The 23523-nt window shown below is 63.1% G+C and carries 19 protein-coding genes; 16 read left to right on the forward strand and 3 right to left on the reverse strand.

The window, feature by feature from the left end; translation table 11 throughout:
- Nucleotide 1 precedes the first annotated feature (1 nt).
- From NPS46_RS08670 to NPS46_RS08680, 3 genes are all read left to right on the forward strand, one after another.
- Complete coding sequence (locus tag NPS46_RS08670; protein WP_274106191.1) at nucleotides 2-403, forward strand: lysozyme inhibitor LprI family protein; 402 nt, start codon at nucleotides 2-4, stop codon at nucleotides 401-403.
- A 73-nt stretch (nucleotides 404-476) separates the two neighbouring features.
- Nucleotides 477-890 (forward strand): DUF3010 family protein, encoded by a 414-nt coding sequence (locus tag NPS46_RS08675; RefSeq protein ID WP_274106193.1) that lies wholly within the window; start codon nucleotides 477-479, stop codon nucleotides 888-890.
- A gap of 151 nt (nucleotides 891-1041) precedes the next feature.
- Nucleotides 1042-1302, forward strand: a complete 261-nt coding sequence (locus NPS46_RS08680; RefSeq protein WP_274106195.1) for a hypothetical protein — start codon at nucleotides 1042-1044, stop codon at nucleotides 1300-1302.
- A 46-nt stretch (nucleotides 1303-1348) separates the two neighbouring features.
- Here the strand turns inward: NPS46_RS08680 and NPS46_RS08685 are convergent, their stop codons facing one another.
- The gene (locus NPS46_RS08685; RefSeq protein WP_274106197.1) at nucleotides 1349-2452 is read right to left on the reverse strand and encodes a GlxA family transcriptional regulator; all 1104 of its coding nucleotides are present in this window, start codon (nucleotides 2450-2452) and stop codon (nucleotides 1349-1351) included.
- Between the two features lie 397 nt (nucleotides 2453-2849).
- Nucleotides 2850-4226 carry an L-serine ammonia-lyase gene (locus tag NPS46_RS08690; RefSeq protein WP_274106199.1) on the reverse strand — a complete coding sequence of 459 codons (1377 nt, stop codon included), beginning with the start codon at nucleotides 4224-4226 and terminating at the stop codon, nucleotides 2850-2852.
- Between the two features lie 421 nt (nucleotides 4227-4647).
- On the opposite strand from NPS46_RS08690, the gene NPS46_RS08695 reads away from it, so the two are divergent.
- The 13 genes from NPS46_RS08695 to yccS all read left to right on the forward strand — a co-directional run bounded on the left by NPS46_RS08695 (nucleotide 4648) and on the right by yccS (nucleotide 22531).
- A complete protein-coding gene (locus tag NPS46_RS08695; RefSeq protein ID WP_274106201.1) occupies nucleotides 4648-5595 on the forward strand; it encodes a choline ABC transporter substrate-binding protein in 948 nt (315 codons plus the stop codon).
- A 69-nt stretch (nucleotides 5596-5664) separates the two neighbouring features.
- Complete coding sequence (gene choW, locus NPS46_RS08700) at nucleotides 5665-6510, forward strand: choline ABC transporter permease subunit (protein ID WP_274106203.1); 846 nt, start codon at nucleotides 5665-5667, stop codon at nucleotides 6508-6510.
- Entirely contained in the window at nucleotides 6507-7685 is a 1179-nt protein-coding gene (gene choV / locus NPS46_RS08705) for a choline ABC transporter ATP-binding protein (RefSeq protein ID WP_274106205.1), read from the forward strand. The genes choW and choV overlap by 4 nt, the downstream gene beginning before the upstream one ends.
- Before the next feature lie 498 nt (nucleotides 7686-8183).
- Entirely contained in the window at nucleotides 8184-8777 is a 594-nt protein-coding gene (gene betI, locus NPS46_RS08710; RefSeq protein WP_274106207.1) for a transcriptional regulator BetI, read from the forward strand.
- A gap of 108 nt (nucleotides 8778-8885) precedes the next feature.
- A complete protein-coding gene (gene betB, locus NPS46_RS08715) occupies nucleotides 8886-10358 on the forward strand; it encodes a betaine-aldehyde dehydrogenase (protein ID WP_274106209.1) in 1473 nt (490 codons plus the stop codon).
- Nucleotides 10359-10496: 138 nt separating this feature from the next.
- Nucleotides 10497-12200, forward strand: coding sequence for a choline dehydrogenase (gene betA / locus NPS46_RS08720; RefSeq protein ID WP_274106211.1), 1704 nt, complete (start codon nucleotides 10497-10499; stop codon nucleotides 12198-12200).
- Between the two features lie 176 nt (nucleotides 12201-12376).
- Nucleotides 12377-13072 carry an RraA family protein gene (locus NPS46_RS08725; RefSeq protein ID WP_054594399.1) on the forward strand — a complete coding sequence of 232 codons (696 nt, stop codon included), beginning with the start codon at nucleotides 12377-12379 and terminating at the stop codon, nucleotides 13070-13072.
- 91 nt (nucleotides 13073-13163) lie between these two features.
- Nucleotides 13164-14606 (forward strand): TldD/PmbA family protein, encoded by a 1443-nt coding sequence (locus tag NPS46_RS08730; RefSeq protein ID WP_274106213.1) that lies wholly within the window; start codon nucleotides 13164-13166, stop codon nucleotides 14604-14606.
- On the forward strand, nucleotides 14606-15943 hold the full coding sequence (locus tag NPS46_RS08735; RefSeq protein WP_274106215.1) for a TldD/PmbA family protein: 1338 nt from the start codon (nucleotides 14606-14608) through the stop codon (nucleotides 15941-15943). The genes NPS46_RS08730 and NPS46_RS08735 overlap by 1 nt, the downstream gene beginning before the upstream one ends.
- Nucleotides 15944-16064: 121 nt before the next feature.
- Nucleotides 16065-17492 carry a multidrug transporter subunit MdtD gene (mdtD, locus tag NPS46_RS08740; RefSeq protein WP_274106217.1) on the forward strand — a complete coding sequence of 476 codons (1428 nt, stop codon included), beginning with the start codon at nucleotides 16065-16067 and terminating at the stop codon, nucleotides 17490-17492.
- Between the two features lie 138 nt (nucleotides 17493-17630).
- A complete protein-coding gene (gene dbpA, locus NPS46_RS08745) occupies nucleotides 17631-18968 on the forward strand; it encodes an ATP-dependent RNA helicase DbpA (RefSeq protein WP_274107101.1) in 1338 nt (445 codons plus the stop codon).
- Nucleotides 18969-19041: 73 nt separating this feature from the next.
- The gene (locus NPS46_RS08750) at nucleotides 19042-20220 is read left to right on the forward strand and encodes an NAD(P)/FAD-dependent oxidoreductase (RefSeq protein WP_274106219.1); all 1179 of its coding nucleotides are present in this window, start codon (nucleotides 19042-19044) and stop codon (nucleotides 20218-20220) included.
- Nucleotides 20221-20335: 115 nt separating this feature from the next.
- Nucleotides 20336-22531 carry a YccS family putative transporter gene (gene yccS / locus NPS46_RS08755; protein WP_274106221.1) on the forward strand — a complete coding sequence of 732 codons (2196 nt, stop codon included), beginning with the start codon at nucleotides 20336-20338 and terminating at the stop codon, nucleotides 22529-22531.
- Between the two features lie 51 nt (nucleotides 22532-22582).
- Here the strand turns inward: yccS and NPS46_RS08760 are convergent, their stop codons facing one another.
- Complete coding sequence (locus tag NPS46_RS08760) at nucleotides 22583-23320, reverse strand: substrate-binding periplasmic protein (protein WP_274106223.1); 738 nt, start codon at nucleotides 23318-23320, stop codon at nucleotides 22583-22585.
- Nucleotides 23321-23523 lie beyond the last annotated feature (203 nt).

The raw sequence follows: 23523 nt of genomic DNA on the forward strand, positions 1-23523 counted from the left end.
AATGAAATCGACTCTCCTGGCGCTGGCGCTTGTCAGCAGCGCCCTGCACGCCGCCGAAAACCCCGACAGCTCGCCCTGCGATGCCGTGGAAAACGACCAGCAGACCCTGGAGTGCTCGATCTACAGCAAAAACACCGCCGACCAGTTGCTGGCAGACAACTTTCAGGCCCTGCTGGAGCGGATCAAGGATCAGTACGCCGACAACCCGGCGCAACTCAAGGACCTCGACAGCCAGGTGCGCAATGCCCAGCAGCTATGGCTGAAGCTGCGTGAGGCCGACTGCGCTATCGAAGCCTTCCCGGCCAAGCCCGGCAGCAAGGCCTTCAGCATCAGCCAGAATGACTGCATGGCACGCACCAGCGACGAGCGCTCGGAGTTCCTGGAATCCATCGCCCAGGAGTAGCCCGGCCTCTCCCTTGTAGGAACACGCTCTACAGCCCCCTCGCCGCTTCTCTCACTTCCCCCAAAGGATTCGCATGACACTCTGCGGTATTGAAATCAAAGGCAGCGAAGCGATCTTCGCCCTGGTCTCCCAGCAGGCTGGCGGCTTCCAGCACCAGGCCAGCGCCATCAAGAAAATCGCCCTGGAAGACGACGACCAGGCCGCCAACGTCAAAGCCTTTGCGCACGAGATCCAGGCGTTTATCCAGGCCAACGGCATCACCCGTATCGCCATCAAGAAGCGCAGCAAAAAAGGCGAGTTCGCCGGTGGCCCGACCACCTTCAAGATCGAAGGCATCCTGCAGTTGCTGGCATCGTGCGACGTGCAGTTGCTGTCGCCGCAGACCATCAATGCCCAGTACAAGAAGCACGCCTTCGAACTGCCAACGAGCCTGAATAAATACCAGCACGAAGCCTACAAGACCGCCTGCGCGGCGCTGACCCGCTAAAGCTGAGCGCAGCGGCTGCCCAGCGGCAGCGGTTTAGCCGAAAACGACCTGTTCATAGGCATGCCGGACATTCACGCTGGCGCCTCTTGCGGGGCCCCCCAGGGGCCAGCAGAATCGAGACACGATCACGCCCGGAACAAGGAAAAACGCCATGATGCACGCGGATTTGATTGACCAGGAAGACCTGCTCGGCCAGCTCAGGGCCCTGGGATTCGAAGTACCGGCCGGCGCCACGGCCGAGCAGGCCTGTGAATGCGCGGTACGCGGCCTGAGCGAAGCGCGAGCCAAGGCGCTCAAGGGCTTGGTCGAACAACTGCTGACAGGCAATGCAACCATCCTCCCGGCGGTACGCCAGGCCCTCGATCAGCAACTGCTGCCCGCCCTCGCCCAATACCAGCAGAACCGCCGCTAGCCGTACCCTGCAGGAGCCTGTTGGCTCCTGCACATGGCCCCGGGAATTAGAGCCTTACGCTGGCAAACGTCGATTCGTTGCGCGCCTGGCTCAGGGCCGATAAAGGACCGGCCAGCGGCGCCAGCACCATCGACTGGGGAATCGGCAGCATCGCGACCTGCTGGGTGGTATTGGATCCTACGCGCTCGTCCCTCGGCGGGATGCCAAAGTATTCGCGGTAGCACTTGGAGAAGTGCGGCGTGGAGACAAAACCGCACACCGAAGCCACTTCAATAATCGACATCGGCGTCTGCTTGAGCAGTTGCCGAGCGCGGATCAAACGCAATTTGAGGTAGTAACGCGACGGCGAGCAATGCAGGTACTTCTGGAACAACCGCTCCAACTGACGCCGCGAGACCGCGACATAGACCGCCAGCTCATCGAGGTCGATCGGCTCTTCCAGGTTGGCTTCCATCAGCGCGACGATTTCCTGCAGCTTCGGCTGGTTGGTACCGAGCATATGCTTGAGCGGTACACGCTGGTGATCCTGTTCGTTGCGAATGCGCTCGTAGACAAACATTTCGGAGATCGCCGCCGACAGCTCACGGCCGTGATCGCGGCTGATCAGGTGCAACATCATGTCCAGCGGTGCGGTGCCGCCGGAACTGGTGAAGCGATTGCGGTCGAGGGTGAACAGGCGGGTGCTCATGGCCACCCGGGGAAAGGCTTCCTGCATCGCCGCCAGGCATTCCCAGTGCACGCTGCAATCGAAGCCGTCGAGCAACCCGGCGCAGGCCAGGGCCCAACTGCCGGTACAGACCGCTCCGAGACGGCGCGACTGGCGGGCCTGGCTTTGCAGCCACGACACATGTTCACGGCTGACGGTGCGCTGGATACCGATGCCGCCGCAGACAATCACGGTGTCCAGGGCCGGCGCCTTGTGCATGGAGGCGTCGGGCGTAATCTGCAGGCCATCGCTGGCCCAGACCTGGCTGCCATCGGCACTGAGCGTGGTCCAGCGATACAGCTCGCGACCGGACAGCTGGTTGGCCATGCGCAGGGGTTCTACAGCGGACGCCAGGGAAATCAGCGTGAAATTGTCCAGCAGCAGAAAGCCGATGGATTGAGGCGCACGGTTCTGGGGTTGAGCCCCGGAGTTGAACGACGTCATCGCGGTATCTCCTCACACAAAGCAATGGTTGGCCCCAGGCGCAGGCTCTTGTTATTGCCCTCAGTCTTTTGCAGGAAAGGGGCTTTGATATGACAGAGCAAATGCCATGCCTAAAGTTGAATGGGCATTCAATAACTCCTGAAAACGACGTCGCGATGCGTCTATATAGCCCGCGTGGGGAGTAGGGATTAAAGCGGCCGGGGCGTAGCGGCGGCGCTGCCCCTGAGCAGTTCGGTAGCACTTGTGTGCCACCGGTGCCAGGGCCCGGGGAGGAGTGTCACCCCTGGCACGGTAGCGCCCTATAAGGTGGCGTTTGTCCTGCGGGCGACTCGTTAGCGGGCATGCACAGTGGCCCTGGGGGAGCAGTGGCCGGGGTGGGCGTTCGCGGGTGAGCGGCTCAGCATTCCACCGCGCTGACCGCCAGCCCGCCGCGCGAGGTTTCCTTGTACTTGTCGTGCATATCGGCGCCGGTATCGCGCATGGTGCGGATCACCCGGTCGAGGGAAATAAAGTGCTGGCCGTCGCCGCGCAGGGCCATCTGCGCCGCATTGATCGCCTTGACCGCCGCAATCGCGTTGCGCTCGATACACGGCACCTGGACCAGACCGCCCACCGGGTCGCAGGTCAGGCCCAGGTTATGTTCCAGACCGATTTCCGCGGCGTTGCACAGCTGGGCCGGCGTCGCACCCAGAATCTGCGCCAGCCCGGCAGCCGCCATGGCACACGCCGAGCCGACTTCCCCCTGGCAGCCCACTTCGGCACCGGAGATCGAGGCGTTCTTCTTGCACAGAATGCCCACCGCCGCGGCACCCAGTAAGTAGTCGACGACGTTGGCGTCAGTCACCGCTTCGCTGAACTTCATAAAGTAGTGCAACACCGCCGGAATAATTCCCGCCGCGCCGTTGGTCGGGGCCGTGACCATGCGCCCGCCCGCGGCGTTTTCCTCGTTGACCGCCAAGGCAAACAGATTGACCCACTCCATCGCGCTCAAGGTCGAGCCAATCACATTGGGCTTGTTCAACTCCTGCAGGCTGCGGTGCAAACGGGCCGCGCGCCGCCGTACATTCAACCCGCCCGGCAGGATGCCTTCGTGCTTGAGCCCCTGCTCGACGCAATCTTGCATGGCACGCCAGAGTTTCATCAGCCCGGCGCGTATCTCTTCCTCCGAACGCCACGTCAGCTCGTTGGCCAGCATCAATTGCGCGACATTCAAGTCATGTCGCCGGCATAGCTCCAGCAGCTCCACGGCACTGGAGAAATCGTAGGGCAACACCGTGGTATCCCGATCAGCCACCCCGGCTGCGGCCTGGCTCGCATCGACCACAAAACCGCCGCCCACCGAATAGTAGGTATCGCGGTGCAGTTCGCCCGCCTCGCCTTCTGCAACCAGAGTCATGGCATTGGGATGGAACGGCAGGTTTTCATCGATCAGGCGCATGTCTCGCGCCCAGACAAACGCCACCGGCCAACTTGCGTCGAGCAACAAGCGATCGTTCTCGCGTAGCTGGGCGATGCGCGGACCGATCTGGGCCGGATCAATTGCGTCCGGCCATTCACCCATCAGCCCCATGATCACGGCGTTGTCGCTGCCATGGCCGACTCCCGTTGCACTGAGCGAGCCATAGAGCTGGACTTCGATCCGCCGCACCTGCGCCAGCTCGCCGCGCTCGCGCAGTGCCTGGACAAACAGCGCCGCGGCGCGCATCGGCCCGACCGTGTGCGAACTGGACGGGCCGATACCGATCTTGAACAGATCGAACACGCTGATAGCCATGACCGCGAGCCTCCTCGATAGACGGGGTGCAGACGCCGCAGAGCACCGGATGGCGCAGCTGCTACGCTGAACAGTGGTCGCATCATCGGGCCTTTATCGAGTCTCGCGCCGTCTCACACCGACGCACTCATGCCCACTAACGTCGCGGCCTGGCCAAGGTGGTTTCTGCGACGTTTTCCTGCGGTTCAGATCGCCGAAAGTGCCCGTACAGACCGGTAAAAACCTGGATACGACCTTACCGACACTGGATACGACCCCATCTGTACTGGTTACGACGCACCCTGTAGGCGTTTGATTTTCACTGTTACATGATCGGTCTCGACTCGATTGCAAGGCACGGTGGCAGAGCCGTTTCCCCACGCCGCCCAACCACAACTTATAAGTGCGGTGCACGCCGCCGAACACACCAGGAGTCCACCCCATGAAAGGTTCCCCATCGTTGTTGTTGGCCGCCATGTTGAGTCTGCCGGCACTGGCCCAGGCGGCAGAGCCAGCCCAATGCAGCACCGTGAACTTCTCCGATGTCGGCTGGACCGACATCACCGTGACCACCGCCACCACCAGCTACGTGCTTGACGCCCTCGGCTACAAGACCAAGACCACCATGATTTCCGTGCCCGTGACCTACAAGTCCCTGGCCGACGGCAAGAACATGGACGTGTTCCTGGGCAACTGGATGCCGACCATGGAAAACGACATCAAGCCGTATCGCGACGCGGGCACCGTGGAAACCGTGCGCGCCAACCTGGAGAACGCCAAGTACACCCTGGCCGTTCCCGAGGCGCTGTATGACAAGGGGCTGAAAGACTTCGCCGATATCGTGAAATTCAAGAAGGAGCTCGACGGCAAGATCTACGGCATCGAGCCGGGCAACGACGGCAACCGCATGATCCAGACCATGATCGACAAGAACGCCTTCGGCCTGAAGGACGCCGGCTTCAAGGTCGTCGAATCCAGCGAAGCCGGCATGCTGTCCCAGGTCGAGCGTGCCTCTCGGCGCCATACCGACGTGGTGTTCCTCGGCTGGGAACCACACCCGATGAACACCCGGTTCAAGATGAAATACCTGACCGGTGGCGATGACTTCTTCGGCCCCAACTACGGCCAGGCGACCATCTACACCAACACCCGCAAAGGCTATAGCGAGGAATGCAGCAACGTCGGCCAGTTGCTCAAGAACCTGTCCTTCACCCTGAACATGGAAAGCACGCTGATGGGCAATGTGTTGGACGACAAGATCAAGCCCGAGGCCGCCGCCAAGGCCTGGCTGCAAAAGAACCCGCAAGTGCTCGATACCTGGCTGGCCGGCGTGACCACCTTCGACGGCAAACCTGGCCTGGAGGCCGTGAAAGCCAAGCTCGCGCAGTAATCGCCGGCGCCAGGCGGGCCCGCTCGCCTGGCACGGTACTTATTCCCTCGCATGTGGACGTTCAATACCATGCTGACTGATCACAAAATCCCCCTAGGCCAGTACATCGCGGCCTTCGTCGAATGGCTGACGCAACATGGCGCCAACACCTTCGACGCGATCGCGAGCACACTGGAAACGATGATCCACGGCGTGACGTTTGCGCTCACCTGGTTCAACCCGCTGGCACTGATCGGCCTGATCGCGCTGATCGCGCACCTGATCCAGCGCAAGTGGGGCCTGACCGCCTTTGTTATCGCCTCCTTCCTGCTGATCCTCAACCTGGGGTACTGGCAGGAAACCATGGAGACCCTCGCCCAGGTGCTGTTCGCCACACTGGTCTGCGTGGTCATCGGCGTGCCGCTGGGGATCGTCGCCGCGCACCGGCCGATGTTCTACACCATGATGCGCCCGGTCCTCGACCTGATGCAGACCGTGCCGACCTTCGTCTACCTGATTCCCACCCTGACCCTGTTCGGCCTGGGCGTGGTTCCCGGGCTGATTTCCACGGTAGTGTTCGCCATTGCGGCGCCCATCCGGCTGACCTACCTGGGCATCCAGGACGTGCCCCAGGAACTGCTCGACGCCGGCAAGGCCTTTGGCTGCTCGCGCCGCCAACTGCTCTCGCGCATCGAATTGCCCCACGCCATGCCGAGCATCGCCGCGGGGATTACCCAGTGCATCATGCTCTCGCTGTCCATGGTGGTGATCGCCGCCCTGGTGGGCGCCGACGGCCTGGGCAAACCCGTGGTCAACGCACTGAATACCGCTGATATCGCCTTGGGCTTCGAAGCCGGTCTGGCGATCGTACTGCTGGCCATCATGCTCGACCGTATCTGCAAACAACCCGATGTCCAGGTAAGGGGTGACGCATGAGCATAATCCGCTTCGACCAGGTAGATGTGATCTTCTCCAAGAACCCGCGCGAGGCCCTGGCGCTCCTGGATAAAGGCCTCAAGCGTGACGAGATCCTGAAGAAAACCGGCCAGATCGTTGGTGTCGAAAAAGCCAGCCTGGATATCGAGAAAGGCGAAATCTGCGTACTGATGGGCCTCTCGGGCTCGGGTAAGTCCAGCCTGCTGCGCTGCATCAATGGCCTGAATACCGTGAGCCGCGGCCACTTGTTCGTCGAGCACGAAGGCAAACAGATCGATATCGCCAACTGCACCCCGGCCGAACTGAAGATGATGCGCACCCAGCGTATCGCCATGGTGTTCCAGAAGTTCGCCCTGATGCCCTGGCTGACGGTGCGCGAGAACATCAGCTTCGGCCTCGAAATGCAGGGCCGTCCGGAGAAGGAAAGGCGCAAGCTGGTGGAGGAAAAACTCGAACTGGTGGGTCTGACCCAGTGGCGCAACAAGAAGCCCGACGAGCTGTCCGGCGGCATGCAGCAACGGGTCGGCCTGGCCCGCGCCCTGGCGATGGACGCCGACATCCTGCTGATGGACGAACCCTTCTCGGCCCTCGACCCCCTGATCCGCCAGGGCCTGCAAGACGAATTACTGACCCTGCAGAGCAAACTGGCCAAGACCATCGTCTTCGTCAGCCACGACCTCGACGAAGCCCTCAAGCTGGGCAGCCGCATCGCGATCATGAAGGACGGCCGGATCATCCAGTACAGCAAGCCCGAGGAAATCGTCCTCAACCCGGCCGACGAATATGTGCGCACCTTTGTCGCCCACACCAACCCCCTCAACGTACTGTGCGGGCGCAGCCTGATGCGCACCCTGGACAACTGCAAGCGCGTCAACGGCTCGGTATGCATCGACCCTGGCGGCGACTCCTGGCTCGACCTGGCCGAAGGCAACACCATCAAGGGTGCCCGGCGTAATGGCGCCAGCCTGGACCTGCAGAACTGGGTGCCCGGCCAAGCCGTGGAAGGCCTCGACCGCCGGCCGACCCTGGTGGACGCCAATATCGGCATGCGTGACGCGTTGCAGATTCGCTATCAGACCGGCAACAAGCTGGTGCTGCACGAGAACCAGACCGTGGTCGGCATCCTGGGCGACAGTGAGCTTTACCACGCGCTGCTGGGCAAGAACCTGGGCTGACCGAGCCGCTGCGGCTGGCGCCGTGCAATGCAATGACGACACGCCAGCCCCACGCTCGCCGTTCACTCTCGGGCTCACCCGCAACGGCGGCGCCCGGACGGGCAAGGAGGGACACAAGGCCAAGGGACACTCGACCAATCGGCGAGTGGGTCGCCCACTGACGGGTGATATAAAGACACCCCGAAAAAGCCTGAAACCCTCGCCCGCTCGCCGCTTTCCCGGTGCAGCCGGTTCGCAATACGTCCGTACATGCCCAAGCCCCGGGTGCCTGGCTTGTGCGGCGGCTCCGTCGCTAGCGGTTAATGCCATGTGTTGCGTGGGCTTCGAGTTTTTTCGAAGGTATTTCTTCGCCATTTACGGCCGGAGAAACCCACGAACCGTGACGTTTTATCGCAGAGCTTATTTTTGTTGATTGAACGTTCAATCAAAACAAAATAGACTGGCCCTCATGCCCGTAGCCGTTGTTCGGCCACCCGCAGGCCCAAGGAGAAGTACCCGATGCCCAAGGTCGGTATGCAGCCCATACGCCGTCAGCAGTTGATCGAAGCCACGTTGATGGCGGTCGATCAGGTCGGAATGGGGGACGCCAGCATTGCGCTGATCGCCCGCCTGGCCGGTGTCTCGAACGGCATCATCAGCCACTACTTTCAGGACAAGAACGGCCTGATCGCCGCCACCATGCGCTATCTGATGAATGCGCTGATCGAGAATGTCGCCGAACGCCGCCAGGCATTGACCGACGAGAGCCCGCGGGCCCATCTGCAGGTGATCATCGAAGGCAACTTCGACGCCAGCCAGGTCAACGGTCCGGCCATGAAAACCTGGCTGGCCTTCTGGGCCGCCAGCATGCACCAGCCCTCATTGCACCGGTTGCAGCGGATCAACGACCACCGTCTGTATTCCAACCTGTGCTGCCAGTTCCGCCGGGTATTGCCCCTGGCCGAAGCGCGCAGCGCAGCACGCGGGCTGGCCGCCCTGATCGATGGTTTGTGGCTGCGCGGCGCGTTGTCGGGCGATGCGTTCGACACCGAACAGGCACAACGGATTGCCTACGAATACATGGATCTACAATTGGCGAAGCAGGTGAGCTAGCGCCCTCAAACGCGCTGTCCCTGAACCGCTGCCGGTTTGAGTTGCCCCAGTATCGAGGCACTCGGCCGGCGGTTAACGCCCACCCTTCTATGCACTTGCGAGGACACTATGGCCCGTTTCGAACTGCAAAAACTCTATATCGACGGTGGCTACACCGACGCCAGCGGCGATGCGACTTTCGAGGCCATCAACCCGGCCACCGGTGAAGTCCTCGCGCACGTGCAACGCGCCACCCTCGCGGACGTCGAGCGGGCCGTGACCAGTGCCGAGAAGGGCCAGAAAATCTGGGCAGCCATGACGGCCATGGAGCGTTCGCGCATCCTGCGCCGCGCCGTCGATATCCTGCGCGAGCGCAACGACGAACTGGCCGCCCTGGAAACCCTGGACACCGGCAAGGCCTACTCCGAAACCCGCTACGTCGATATCGTCACCGGCGCCGACGTGCTCGAATACTATGCCGGCCTGGGGCCGGCCATCGAAGGCGAGCAGATCCCGCTGCGCCCCACGTCCTTCGTCTACACCCGTCGCGAGCCGCTGGGCGTGGTGGCCGGTATCGGCGCCTGGAACTACCCGATCCAGATCGCCCTGTGGAAATCCGCGCCGGCCCTGGCCGCCGGCAACGCGATGATCTTCAAGCCGAGTGAAGTCACCTCCCTGACCACCCTCAAGCTTGCCGAAATCTATACCGAGGCTGGCCTGCCCGCTGGCGTGTTCAACGTTTTGACCGGCAGCGGCCGTGAAGTCGGCACCTGGCTGACCGAACACCCGCGCATCGAAAAAGTCTCCTTTACCGGCGGCACCGACACCGGCAAGAAAGTCATGGCCAGCGCCTCGAGTTCGTCGCTCAAGGAAGTGACCATGGAGCTGGGCGGCAAGTCGCCGCTGATCATCTTCGACGATGCCGACCTGGATCGCGCCGCCGACACCGCGATGATGGCCAACTTCTACAGTTCGGGCCAGGTTTGCACCAACGGCACCCGGGTCTTTGTCCCCAAGCACCTGTTGGCCGCCTTCGAAGCCAAGATCGCCGAGCGCGTCGCGCGTATTCGCGTGGGTGACCCCCAGGACGAAAACACCAACTTCGGCCCGCTGGTCAGCTTTGCCCATATGGAAAGCGTGCTGGGCTATATCGCCCAAGGCAAGGCCGAGGGTGCCCGCGTGCTGTGCGGTGGCGAGCGGCTGACGGCTGGCGACCTGGCCAAGGGCGCCTATGTAGCGCCAACGGTCTTCACTGACTGCACCGACGAAATGACCATCGTGCGCGAAGAAATCTTTGGCCCGGTGATGAGCATCCTCACCTACGAGACCGAGGACGAAGTGATCCGCCGCGCCAACGCCACCGACTTCGGCCTGGCTGCCGGTGTTGTCACCCAGGACCTGAACCGCGCCCACCGGGTGATTCATCAATTGGAAGCGGGTATCTGCTGGATCAATGCCTGGGGCGAATCCGACGCCAAAATGCCGGTCGGTGGCTACAAGCAATCGGGCGTGGGCCGTGAAAACGGTCTCAGCTCGCTGAACAACTTCACACGGATCAAATCGGTTCAGGTCGAGCTTGGCGAATACCACTCGGTGTTCTAAACAGCGACAACCCGCAAGTTTCAAGCGCCAAGTACCGGTAACAGCCTGCTTGGCGCACGACCTCCATTCAACGCGAGCCCGCTTCACGGCCTTTCTTCTTGCAGCGTGAAGCGGGCGGCTCGCAGCCCAGGAGCTCTTATGATTCAGGAGTTTGATTACATCATCATCGGCGCCGGCTCAGCCGGAAATACCCTCGCGACTCGTTTGACCGAGGACCCCGGGGTGACCGTGCTGTTGCTCGAAGCCGGAGGGCCGGATTACCGCTTCGACTTTCGCACCCAGATGCCCGCCGCCCTCGCCTACCCCTTGCAGGGCCGGCGCTACAACTGGGCCTACGAAACCGATCCCGAGCCGCATATGGACGGCCGGCGGATGGAGTGCGGACGCGGCAAGGGCCTCGGCGGCTCCTCACTGATCAACGGCATGTGCTACATCCGCGGCAACGCCATGGACTATGACGGCTGGGCCAAGCTACCTGGCCTGGAAGACTGGAGCTACCTCGATTGCCTGCCGTATTTTCGCAAAGCAGAAACCCGTGATATCGGCCCCAACGACTATCACGGCGGCGATGGCCCCGTCAGCGTGACCACACCCAAGGCCGGCAATAACCCGTTGTTCCACGCCATGGTCGAGGCCGGTGTACAGGCCGGCTACCCGCGCACCGAAGACCTCAACGGCTACCAGCAGGAAGGCTTCGGGCCGATGGATCGCACTGTCACGCCCAATGGCCGACGCGCCAGTACCGCACGCGGTTACCTGGACACGGCCAAGCAACGCAACACATTGACTATCGTCACCCATGCCCTGACTGACCGGATTCTATTCGACGGCAAGCGGGCCAGCGGTGTGCGCTATCTGGTCGGCAGCGCCATGGAGCCGATCGAGGCCACGGCCCGCAAGGAAGTGCTGCTGTGCAGCGGAGCCATTGCGTCACCGCAGATTCTCCAGCGTTCCGGCGTCGGCCCGGCCAGCTTGCTCGAAAGCCTGGACATCCCCGTGGTACATGACCTGCCGGGCGTCGGCGAAAATCTGCAGGATCACCTAGAACTCTATCTGCAGTACGCCTGCACCCAGCCGGTGTCCCTCTACCCGTCGCTGCTGTGGTGGAACCAACCGGCCATCGGCGCCGAATGGTTATTCAAAGGCACCGGGATCGGCGCCAGCAACCAGTTCGAAGCCGGCGGATTTATCCGCACCCGTGAGGAATTCGAATGGCCGAACATCCAGTATCACTTCCTGCCGGTGGCGATTAACTACAACGGCAGCAATGGCGTGAAGGAGCACGGCTTCCAGGCCCATATGGGTTCCATGCGCTCACCGAGCCGCGGGCGCATCCAGCTCAAATCCAAAGACCCGCGCGAGCACCCGAGCATTCTCTTCAACTACATGGCCAGCGAGCAGGACTGGCAGGAGTTTCGCGACGGTATCCGCCTGACCCGCGAGATCATGCAGCAACCAGCGCTCGATGCGTTTCGCGGTCGCGAGATCAGCCCGGGCATCGAGGTGCAGAGCGATGCAGAGCTGGACCGGTTTGTCCGCGAACACGCCGAGACCGCGTTCCACCCGTCCTGCTCGTGCAAGATGGGCAGCGACGAGATGGCGGTGGTCGATGGCCAGGGTCGCGTCCATGGCCTGCAGGGCCTGCGCGTGATCGATGCGTCGATCATGCCGATCATCACGACCGGCAACCTGAATGCGCCAACGATCATGATCGCCGAGAAAATCGCCGACAAAATCCGTGGGCGCCAGCCGTTGCCCCGTAGCCAGGCCCCCTACTACGTGGCCGGCACGGCCCCTGTGCGTGGCCAGCCGCTGCGTGATGTAGGTTCCAGCGCCGGGTAACCGCGCGCACCCGCCGCGGCCAGGGCCCACCGCCCTTTTGGCCGGCGGCGGGGGCCCCTCGCGCGGCCACGCCCTTGCCCCCTCACCGTCTGCCGGCCTACTCTAGAGCCGCGCAAACGTTTCATCTCCGCGCCCCAATCGATACGCCGCCACCTGGCTGGCCACGAGGCTTTCCCATGTTTGATGTCGTTTCTTCGAGCAAATGGCCCACCGGCTACCTGATCAACCCGAACGTTGAGCCCCTCGATCCAAAATGGCTGAAGGAATTCAGCAAGATTCCCGCCGCCGCTGTCAGCGACTGCCTCGGTCGCAACGTCGGCGGCCTGGGCCTCAAGGCCTTCCATGGCAATGCGCCGATGCTCGGTAGCGCCCTGACCGTGCGCGTGCGCCCCGGCGACAACCTGATGATCCTCAAGGCCATGCAGATGGCCCGCCCTGGCGATGTGCTGGTGATCGACGGCAGTGCCGACCTGACCCGCGCGGTCTTCGGCGGCATCATGCGCGCGATGGCGCTCAAGGCCGGCATCGTCGGCGTGGTCATCAATGGCGCCCTGCGCGACCTCGATGAATGGCAAACCGGCGAGCTGCCGGCCTATGCCATCGGCGGCGTACACCGTGGCCCAAGCACCGACGGCGGCGGCGAGATCAACGTGCCGATCTCTTGCGCCGGCATGCTGGTTGCCCCCGGCGACCTGATGATCGGCGATGGCGACGGCGTGGTCGCGGCCTCGCGCAGTGAGCTGCCGGAACTGCTGGTGCGCTGCCACGACCTGCTGGCCCGCGAACAGGCCACCCTGGCCGCCATCGAGGCCGGCACCCTGGACCCTGATCGCTTCGACGCCATCCTGCGCGCCAAGGGCTGCCCGGTCTGACGCCCCCTGAGCGCCTGCCCAGGCACACCTGTGCAGGCGCGACACCGCTCGCGATCCCTTCGCCCCTGTACCCCGACCAAGGCCACCGCGCATGTTCGACTTCCACCCCCAGCTCAAGCAGCACTTCGCTGCCCTGCGCAGCCGCGCCGAGTTCTTTTCCCTGCGCTACGTGCGCGAGGCCGGCCAGTACCTGTCGGTGCGCAAGAATGTCGCCGAGCCGCCCAGCCTGGGCCGTGACGAAGGGGCGATGCTGACCGTGCGCGTCAATGGCGTCGAAGCCTATGCCGCCACCCACGATACTTCCCGCCAGGGCCTGCAAGCCGCCCTGGACCGTGCCGAGCAACAGGCCAGGCTGATGGCCCCGCACGCCCTGCTCGACCTGCGCGAACAGCCAGTGTCCAGCGCCCGTACGGACTATCTCTCGCCGGAACTGGAGCAGGCCTTCCCCACCATCGCCGAGTGCTATGCCCTGCTGGGCGCCGAGTCCGCCGCCGTGCCCCGGGACGAACGGCTGGTCAATTGGCAAGTCAGCCTGGGCGTCAGTTGCGTCGAGCAGATCTACCTCAACAGCGCCGGCGCCGAGCTGCGCCAGGCCCAGCGCTTCGTCTTCCCTGGCCTGGCAGTCACCGCCTACGCCGGCAACGACAGCCAGACCCGCAGCCTCGGCCGGGAGAACTTCGGCCAGCAGGGCGGCGCCGCGGTGATCGAGCGCTGCGGGCTGATCGGCGCCGCGCCCGAGGTCGCCGACCAGGCCCTGCAATTGCTGCTGGCGCCCAATACGCCGACCGGCCAGCGCGACCTGCTGCTGATGCCTGACCAGATGATCCTGCAGATCCATGAATCCATCGGCCACCCGCTGGAGCTGGACCGGATCCTCGGTGATGAGCGCAACTACGCCGGCACCAGCTTTGTCAAAGCCAGCGACTTCGGCCATCTGCAATACGGTTCGACGTTGCTGAATGTGACCTTCGATCCCGGTATCCCGGAACAGCTCGCCAGTTATGGCCATGACGATGACGGCAGCCCGGCACGCAAGGAATTCCTGATCCGCGACGGCCTGCTGCTCCGCCCCCTGGGAGGCGCGCTGTCGCAATACCGCAGCGGCCTGGAAGGCGTCGCCAACAGCCGCGCCTGCAACTGGAATCGCCCGCCCATCGACCGCATGGCCAACCTCAATATCGAGCCTGGCGACCAGTCGCTGGAGCAATTGATCGGCGGCATCGAGCACGGCATCCTGATGTCGACCAACCGCTCGTGGTCCATCGACGATGCACGCAACAAATTCCAGTTCGGTTGCGAGTGGGGCCAGTTGATCGAGAACGGTGAACTCCAGGGCGTCGTGAAGAACCCCAACTACCGGGCCATTTCCGCGCAGTTCTGGCGCAACCTCAGCGCCGTTGGCGATGCCAGTACGTTCAAGGTGCTGGGCACACCGAACTGCGGCAAGGGTGAGCCGAACCAGGTGGTGCGGGTCGGCCATGCGTCGCCGGCCTGTGTCTTCAGCAAGATCGATGTGTTTGGAGGAGACGCCTGATGCGTACCACCTTGAGTCAGGCCGAGCATTTCCAGGCGCTGGTCGACGAGCTGCGCGCCACATTGCGCGACTCCGAGCAGTTCAGCCTGGGCTATGACGCCGAGTCTTCGCAATTTATCCGCTTCAACCACGCCAGGGTCCGCCAGGCCGGCCAGGTCCAGCAGGCGAGCCTGCGCCTGAAGCTGATCGACCAGGGCCGCCATGCCGACCTGACACTGACCCTCTGCGATGATCCGGCCCAGGATCGCCAGCGCCTCGCCCAGGGCCTGCAACAGCTGCGCGAAACCCTGCCGTTGCTGCCGCCCGACCCCTATCTGTTGCCCAACCCGACCCCTTGGCAAAGTAACAGCGTGCAGGATCGGCCGCTGCCGGACACGGCCCGGGTCCTCGATGAGATCAGCCGCGCCGCCGCCGACCTCGATCTGGTCGGCTTCTATGCGGCCGGCCCTATCAGCCGCGGCTTTGCCCATTCAAACGGAGCCTTTGGCTGGCACCAGGCCAATAGCTTCAACTTCGACTGGAGCCTGTTCCATGCCAATGGCCAGGCGGTGAAAGCCAGCTACGCAGGCGACACCTGGGACAGCGACGCGTTTGCCGGGCGTTTCGAGCAGGCGCGCGAACAGTTGGCATTTCTCGACCGACCATTGCGCACCCTGCCGCCCGGCGAATACCGCGCCTACCTGGCCCCGGCAGCCATCGATGAAATCATCGGCATGCTGGCCTGGGGCGGGTTCTCGGCCCAGGCCATCGCCAGCAAGCACAGCCCGTTGCAGCGCTTGTACGCGGGCGACGCCGCGCTGAGTCCGCTCGTGGGCTTCGATGAGCAGGTCAGCGGCTCCCTAAGCCCGGCGTTTTCCAGTGAAGGCTACCCGCGCCAGGACCTGAGGCTGGTGGTCGCTGGCCAATCCGGCGCACAACTGGTCAACTCGCGCAGCGCTGCCGAATACGGCCTGAGCGCCAATGGCGCCAGCCCATGCGAGTACCCAAGCTCACTGGCCATGGCCGCCGGCGACCTGCACCAGGCGCAAATCCTGGAACAACTGGGCACCGGCCTTTACATCAGCAACCTCTGGTACCTGAACTACTCCGACCCGTCGGCTGCACGGTTGACCGGGATGACCCGTTTCGCCACTTTCTGGGTGGAGGATGGCCAGATCCAGGCGCCCGTCGCGACCATGCGCTTCGACGACAGCGTGTACAGCCTGCTGGGTTCGCAGTTGCAGGCCCTGACTGCCGAGCGCGAGCTGATTCTCTCGGCCAGTACCTATGAGCAACGCCAGACCGCGTCCAGCCTGCTGCCTGGAGCCCTGGTCAAACGCCTGACCCTGACCCTGTAGACGCGCATCGGCTCGCGAGCCCCTTGATCAGGGGGCAAAAGATTGCCAGCAAGCGGGCTCCTGCACATCGTTCACGGCTGCTAGGCTTGCACCTGCAGCCCCGGCCAACAAAGAGTTCTCCATGCCCGAACGCGCCCTACTCGATGCAAAGACCGCGTGCTGGCTGCCCTGGGTGGTAGCCATCGCCTTCTTCATGCAGTCCCTGGACGGCACCATCCTCAATACCGCCCTGCCGGCCATGGCCCGCGACCTGGCCGAAGACCCGCTGCGCATGCAAGGGGTGGTCATCGCCTACATGCTCAGCGTGGCCTTGCTGATTCCCGCGTCCGGCTGGATCGCCGACCGCTTTGGCACCAAGAAAATTTTCTTCGGCGCGATCCTGCTGTTCAGCATCGGCTCGCTGCTGTGTGCCTTATCCACCTCCCTTGGCCAACTGATCGGCGCCCGTGTTATCCAGGGCCTGGGCGGCGCACTGATGCTGCCGGTCGGGCGCCTGGTGGTGCTGCGGGCCTATCCGCGCTCGGAGCTGGTGCGGATCATGGGCTTTATCACCATCCCCGGGCTGCTGGGGCCCTTGATCGGCCCGACCATGGGCGGCTGGATGGTCGAGTACCTGACCTGGCACTGGATCTTCCTGATCAACCTGCCGGTGGGGGCCGTGGGCTGCTACGCGGTCTGGCGCTTTATCCCCGATCTGCGCGGCAGCGAGCGCACCCGCTTCGATGGCCTGGGCTTTATCCTGTTCGGCGCAGCGATGGTGCTGATCACCATCGCCATGGAAGGCCTGGGCGAACTGCATCTGCCCCATCTGCGGGTGATGCTGTTGCTGTTTGGCGGCATGGCCTGCCTGGCCGCCTACTGGCTGCGAGCCGGGCATATCGACAACCCCCTGTTCTCGCCGACGCTGTTCAAGACCCGGACTTTTGCCGTCGGCATCCTCGGCAATCTGTTCGCCCGCCTGGGCAGCGGCGCCCTGCCGTTCCTGGTGCCGCTGCTGTTGCAGATCGCCCTGGGCTACTCACCGTCACAGGCCGGCATGAGCATGCTGCCCCTGGCAGGTGCGGCCATGCTGGCCAAGTCGGTGGCACGGCCACTGATCGAGCGCCTGGGCTATCGCACCGTGCTGACCGGCAACACCCTGCTGCTGGGGATCATGCTGGCCAGTATGGGGCTGGTCGACCAAAACACGCCGTACCCGCTGTTGCTGGCGATGCTCGCGGTACTCGGGGCGATCAACTCCTTGCAGTTCACGGCGATGAACACCGTGACCCTGATTGACCTCGACGACGCCAGCGCCAGCAGCGGCAATAGCCTGCTCTCGGTGGTCGCACAGCTGTCCCTGAGCCTGGGCGTGGCCTGTGCCGGCGCGCTGCTCGGCGGCTTTACCGCCGAAGTCGGCAACGACGGGGTCGAGACGGTACTCGGCGCCTTCCAGCTGACGTTCCTGACCGTTGGCATCATGGCAATGCTGGCCGCGGCGATCTTTCTGCAACTCTCGCCCAAGGACGGCCGCCGGGCCAGCATCCCCCAGGAACATATCGAGCACTGATTGATCGACGAAGGCTTCTCGTCCAGTAATTACAGGTAAACGGAGCGGGACTGGTACACTGCGCGACATTTTGTTTTGCAGGCCAGTCCCGTGACCACCATCGCCACCGCTTTTAATACTTTGCCGCTGTCTGACGCCATGCTGGCCAACCTCGACTCCCTCGGGTACACCCAGATGACGCCGATCCAGGCGCAAAGCTTGCCGGTGATCCTCAAGGGCATGGACCTGATCGCCCAGGCCAAGACCGGCAGCGGCAAGACCGCCGCCTTTGGCATCGGCCTGCTGAACCCGATCAATCCGCGCTTCTTCGGTTGCCAGGCGCTGGTGATCTGCCCAACGCGCGAGCTGGCCGACCAGGTCGCCAAGGAAATCCGCCGCCTGGCCCGCGCCGAAGACAATATCAAGGTCCTGACCCTGTGCGGCGGCGTCTCCTTCGGCCCACAGATCGCCTCCCTGGAGCACGGCGCGCACATCATCGTCGGCACCCCGGGACGCATCCAGCAGCACCTGCGCAAGGGTTCGCTGGTCCTGCACGGCCTCAACACCCTGATCCTCGACGAAGCCGACCGCATGCTCGACATGGGCTTCTACGACCCGATCGAAGAAATCATCGCCCAGACCCCCGAGCGCCGGCAGACCCTGCTGTTTTCCGCCACTTACCCGGTGGGCATCAAGCAGCTGGCCTCCAAGTTCATGCGCAACCCGCAACAGGTCAAATCCGAGGCGATGCACGCCGACAGCGAGATCGAGCAGCGTTTCTACGAAATTTCCCCGGATGAGCGCATGGATGCCGTGGTCAAGGTGCTCAACCACTTCCGCCCGCAATCGTGCGTGGCTTTCTGCTTTACCAAGCAGCAGGTCCAGGAAACCGTCGACCACCTGACCGCCAAGGGCATGTCTGCCGTCGGCCTGCACGGCGACCTGGAGCAGCGCGATCGCGACCAGGTACTGGCGATGTTTGCCAACCGCAGCACCTCGGTACTGGTCGCGACCGACGTCGCCGCTCGCGGCCTGGATATCGATGCGCTGGACATGGTGATCAACGTGGAACTGGCCCGCGATTCGGAAATCCATATCCACCGCGTCGGGCGTACCGGCCGTGCCGGTGAAAAAGGCCTGGCCGTCAGCCTGGTCGCACCGTCCGAGGCCCATCGCGCCCAAGCCATCGAGCAACTGCAGAAGTCGCCGTTGAACTGGGAACAGCTCGACAGCCTCGTTTCCAAAGGCGGTGGCCCCCTGCTGCCGGCCATGAGCACCCTGTGCATCGGTGCCGGGCGCAAGGACAAGGTCCGTCCGGGCGACATCCTCGGCGCCTTGACCGGCGATGCGGGCATCCCCGGCGCCCAGGTCGGCAAGATCGCCATCTTCGATTTCCAGGCCTATGTGGCGGTGGATCGCGCGATTGCCAAGCAAGCCCTGCAACGCCTGAACGACGGCAAGATCAAGGGTCGTTCGCTACGCGTACGCATCCTGTAACTACGCCCCGGCGCTTGGCGACAAGCGCCACGAGATCAGGTTCTGCCGACATTATTTTCCCGAGGACATCGTTGTGCCCGCTACTGAAGTTGTGATTATCGGCGCTGGCGCCGCAGGCTTGATGTGCGCCTTCAGTGCCGCCGCACGCGGGCGCAAGGTGATGCTGATCGACCACGCCAACAAGGCTGGCAAAAAGATCCTGATGTCCGGCGGCGGGCGCTGCAACTTCACCAATATGTACACGGAGCCGGGCAACTTCCTGTCCCAGAACCCGCACTTCTGCAAGTCCGCCCTGGCCCGCTATACCCAGTGGGATTTCATCGCGATGGTTGCCAAGCATGGCGTGCCCTATCACGAGAAAAAGCTCGGGCAGCTGTTTTGCGATAACAAATCCAGCGACATCCTCGAAATGCTGCTCAACGAGTGCGAACAAGCCGGCGTCAGCCTTCACCTGGACACCTCGGTGCAGCAGATCGACAAGCTCGACAGCGGCTACCGGCTGCAGACCACGCTCGGGCAACTGGACTGCCAGTCCCTGGTTGTCGCCACGGGGGGCCTGTCGATCCCGACTCTGGGGGCCACTGGCTTCGGCTATCAGATTGCCAAGCAGTTCGGCCATATGCTCCTGCCGACCCGGGCCGGCCTGGTGCCGTTCACCATTACCGACCAGCTCAAGGCACTGTGCAGCGAGCTGTCCGGTACGTCGGTGGACTGCCTGGTGAGCTGCAACAGCCAGAGCTTTCGCGAAAATATCCTGTTCACCCACCGCGGCCTGAGTGGCCCGGCAATCCTGCAGATTTCCTCGTTCTGGGAGCCGGGCGACAGCGTCGAGATCAATCTGCTGCCTGACCACGACGCGCTCCAATGGCTGCAAGGCCAACAGGCCGAGCGCCCGAACAGCGAGCTGAAAACCCTGCTGGGCGAGTTGTTCACCAAGAAAATGGCCAACCTGATCAGCGAGCACTGGTTTGTATCCAAGCCGATGAAGCAGTACACCCCCGCCGAACTGGCCGAAGTCGCCAGCCGGTTGAGCGCGTGGCACGTGGTACCGGCCGGCACCGAAGGCTACCGCACGGCCGAAGTGACCCTGGGTGGCGTCGATACGCGCGAAGTCTCGTCCAAGACTATGGAATCGCTGAAAAGCCCGGGCTTGTACTTTATCGGTGAAGTGCTGGATGTCAGCGGCCACCTGGGCGGCTTCAACTTTCAATGGGCCTGGGCATCCGGCTACGCGGCCGCCCAATTCGTTTAGCACCAGCGGCAAACTTTGCGTGACAAACAGCAAGAGCCGTCGGCCTGCTCTTCACTTGCAGCCAGTCGCTGGAAGCTTGTAGCTTGTCACTTCCTCCTTGCCACTTGCAGTCCCTATGGCTTCCACTTCGTTCAATCAGTCGCTTCGCCGCCTCTGGGCCCTGGATAAATTCAGCTACAGCGTGCGGGTCTTTATCGCCCTGACCGGCACCATGGCGCTGTGCTGGTATCAGGACGAGATGGGCCTGCTGATTCCGTTGTTCCTCGGGATTATCGCCAGCGCCCTCGCCGAGACCGATGACAGCTGGCAAGGCCGCCTCAATGCCCTGGCCGTGACCCTGGTGTGTTTTTCCGTCGCGGCTTTCTCTGTCGAACTGCTTTTCCCCTACCCCTGGATCTTCGCCATCGCCCTGGCCCTGGCCAGTTTCGCCCTGACCATGCTCGGCGCCCTGGGCGAACGCTATGGAGCCATTGCCTCGGCAACGCTGATTCTGTCGGTCTACACCATGATCGGAGTCGACCAGCGCGGCGGGGCTGTCACCGACTTCTGGCACGAACCCGTGCTGCTGGTGGCCGGTGCCGCCTGGTATGGGCTGCTTTCGGTCCTCTGGCAGGTCCTGTTTTCCAACCAACCGGTACAGCAGAGCCTGGCGCGGCTGTTTCGCGAGCTGGGCTATTACCTCAAGCTGAAGTCATCGCTGTTCGAACCGATTCGGCAGATGGATGTGGAGGCCCGGCGCCTGGAACTGGCCCAGCAGAACGGTCGAGTGGTCGCGGCGCTGAATGCGGCCAAGGAAATCATCCTGCACCGGGTCGGCAATGGCCGGCCGGGCTCCAAGGTCAGCCGCTACCTGAAGCTGTATTTCCTCGCCCAGGACATCCACGAACGCGCCAGTTCTTCCCATTATCCCTACAACGCCCTGGCCGAGGCGTTCTTTCATAGCGACGTGCTGTTTCGCTGTCAGCGCCTGCTGCGCCAGCAAGGCAAGGCCTGCCAGGCCCTCGCCGAATCGATCCAGTTGCGTCAGCCATTCGTCTACGACGCCAGTTTCGCCGAGGCCCTGGGCGATCTGAATGCCTCCCTGGAGCACCTGCGCATCCAGAGCAACCCGGCCTGGCGCAGTTTGTTGCGCTCGTTGCGGGCCCTGGCTGCCAACCTCGCCACCCTTGACCGTCTGCTCAGCGATGCCAGCAATCCGGACAGCCTGGCCGACGCCAGCGACAGCAGCCTGCTGGACCGCTCGCCGCGCAATCTCAAGGATGTCTGGAGCCGTTTGCGCACCCAACTGACGCCCACCTCGCTGCTGTTTCGCCACGCCCTGCGTCTGCCACTGGCGCTGAGCATCGGCTATGGCATGGTGCACCTGGTGCATCCATCCCAGGGCTACTGGATCATCCTCACCACGCTGTTTGTCTGCCAGCCGAACTACGGTGCGACCCGACGCAAACTCGGCCAGCGGATTATCGGCACGGCCATCGGCCTGGTCGTCGCCTGGGTGCTGTTCGATCTTTTCCCCAGCCCGCTGGTGCAATCGCTGTTCGCCATTGCGGCCGGGGTGGTGTTCTTTATCAACCGTACCAGCCGCTACACCCTGGCCACAGCGGCAATCACGTTGATGGTGTTGTTCTGCTTCAACCAGGTCGGTGATGGTTACGGGCTACTGCTGCCACGACTGTTCGATACGCTGCTGGGCAGCCTGATCGCGGGGCTGGCGGTGTTCCTGTTCCTGCCGGACTGGCAGGGTCGGCGCCTGAACAAAGTGCTGGCCAATACCCTGAGCTGCAACAGCCTCTATCTGCGCCAGATCATGCAGCAATACGCCCAGGGCAAGAGCGACGACCTGGCCTACCGCCTGGCCCGCCGCAACGCTCACAATGCCGACGCGGCGCTGTCGACCACCCTGGCTAATATGCTGATGGAGCCGGGGCACTTTCGTAAGGAGGCGGACGTGGGCTTTCGCTTTCTGGTGCTCTCCCACACCCTGCTCAGTTACCTGTCGGGCCTGGGCGCCCACCGCGATACCCAGTTGCCGGAAGCGGTACGCGAGCACCTGATCGACGGAGTGGCTGCCACCCTGGCCACAAGCATCGACGAAATCGCCCAGGGCCTGGCGAACAAGCAGCCGGTGGCCATCCACAGCGATGTCGAAGAGGCCCTGGCCAGCGAGCTGGAGCAAATGCCCGACGAGATCGAAGAAAGCCAGCGGCTGGTCCAGACCCAACTCGCCCAGATCTGTCGCCAGTTGGGGCCATTACGGACCCTGGCCGCGCACCTGATCCGCGATGGCGAGCAAGGGCCCACCGTTTCGTAGACACAGCTGGCGCCAACCGCTGCCGCGAGGCTGCGCAGGATTGGAAGGGGTTTACAAACCGTGCTGCTGGAGCAGGCGCGCGTAGCTGCCATCGGCTTTCATCGCGGCGATAGCGCGATCAAAACCGGCGACGATCTGCTGGTGCTCGGGGTTTTTCAGGCTGACCAGGATATGCAGACTGTTCTCGCTCAGCGCCTTGGGCAGGAATTCGACCTGTTCCCGGACCTTTTTCGACTCGCGCGCCAGGTAATAGCGCGCCACGTACTCGTCCTCGACGGTCAGCTTGACCCGTCCCGCCGCCAGCATGCGCACCGCCATGGCAAAGCTGTGTACCGGGATCTTCTGCAAATCGACGTCGTTGTCGAACTCGCTGGAATAGGCATAACCGCGCACCACCGCCACCGGGTACTGGTGCAGTTGCTGCAGATTGTTGTATTCGATGGGCGAGTCTTTGCGCTTGAGAAAGAGCACTCGGTTGAGCAGGTACTCCGCAGAAAACTGCCCCAGCTTCGTGCGTTCCTGGTTGTACCAGGCATTGACCAACACGTCGTAACGCCCCTCGCCAATGCCCAGCAGGGCTCTGGCCCAAGGCACCTGCTCGAATTCGCTGCTGTAGCCGGCACGTGCCAGGGCAGTACTGACAAGATCAGTGGCTAAACCGCCATTGACCAGGGTGGCGTCGGTAAAAGGTGGCCAAGCATCCGCCACCAGGCGCAAACGCTCCGCCATGGCACTGCCTGCGAACACCATCAATCCCAGCAAAGCAAAAGCTCGATGCAATCGCGACATGCTCAAGATCCTTAGCGGGCGGACGCCCGGCATTAATGGCAAAGCGTCGAAACTCAAGGCTAGGCATAAAGCCATTACCTAAGCACTAACCCTAGCTCATCCTGGCGCTGGAAAAACGCACCGACGCAGATTACACAAAGATGACCGATGCGAGCAAAACCAATAATGGCAAATAGCCTTATCTGAATTTGAAACAGCCAAAA

Source organism: Pseudomonas putida (assembly GCF_028682395.1).
Classification (GTDB): domain Bacteria; phylum Pseudomonadota; class Gammaproteobacteria; order Pseudomonadales; family Pseudomonadaceae; genus Aquipseudomonas; species Aquipseudomonas putida_AB.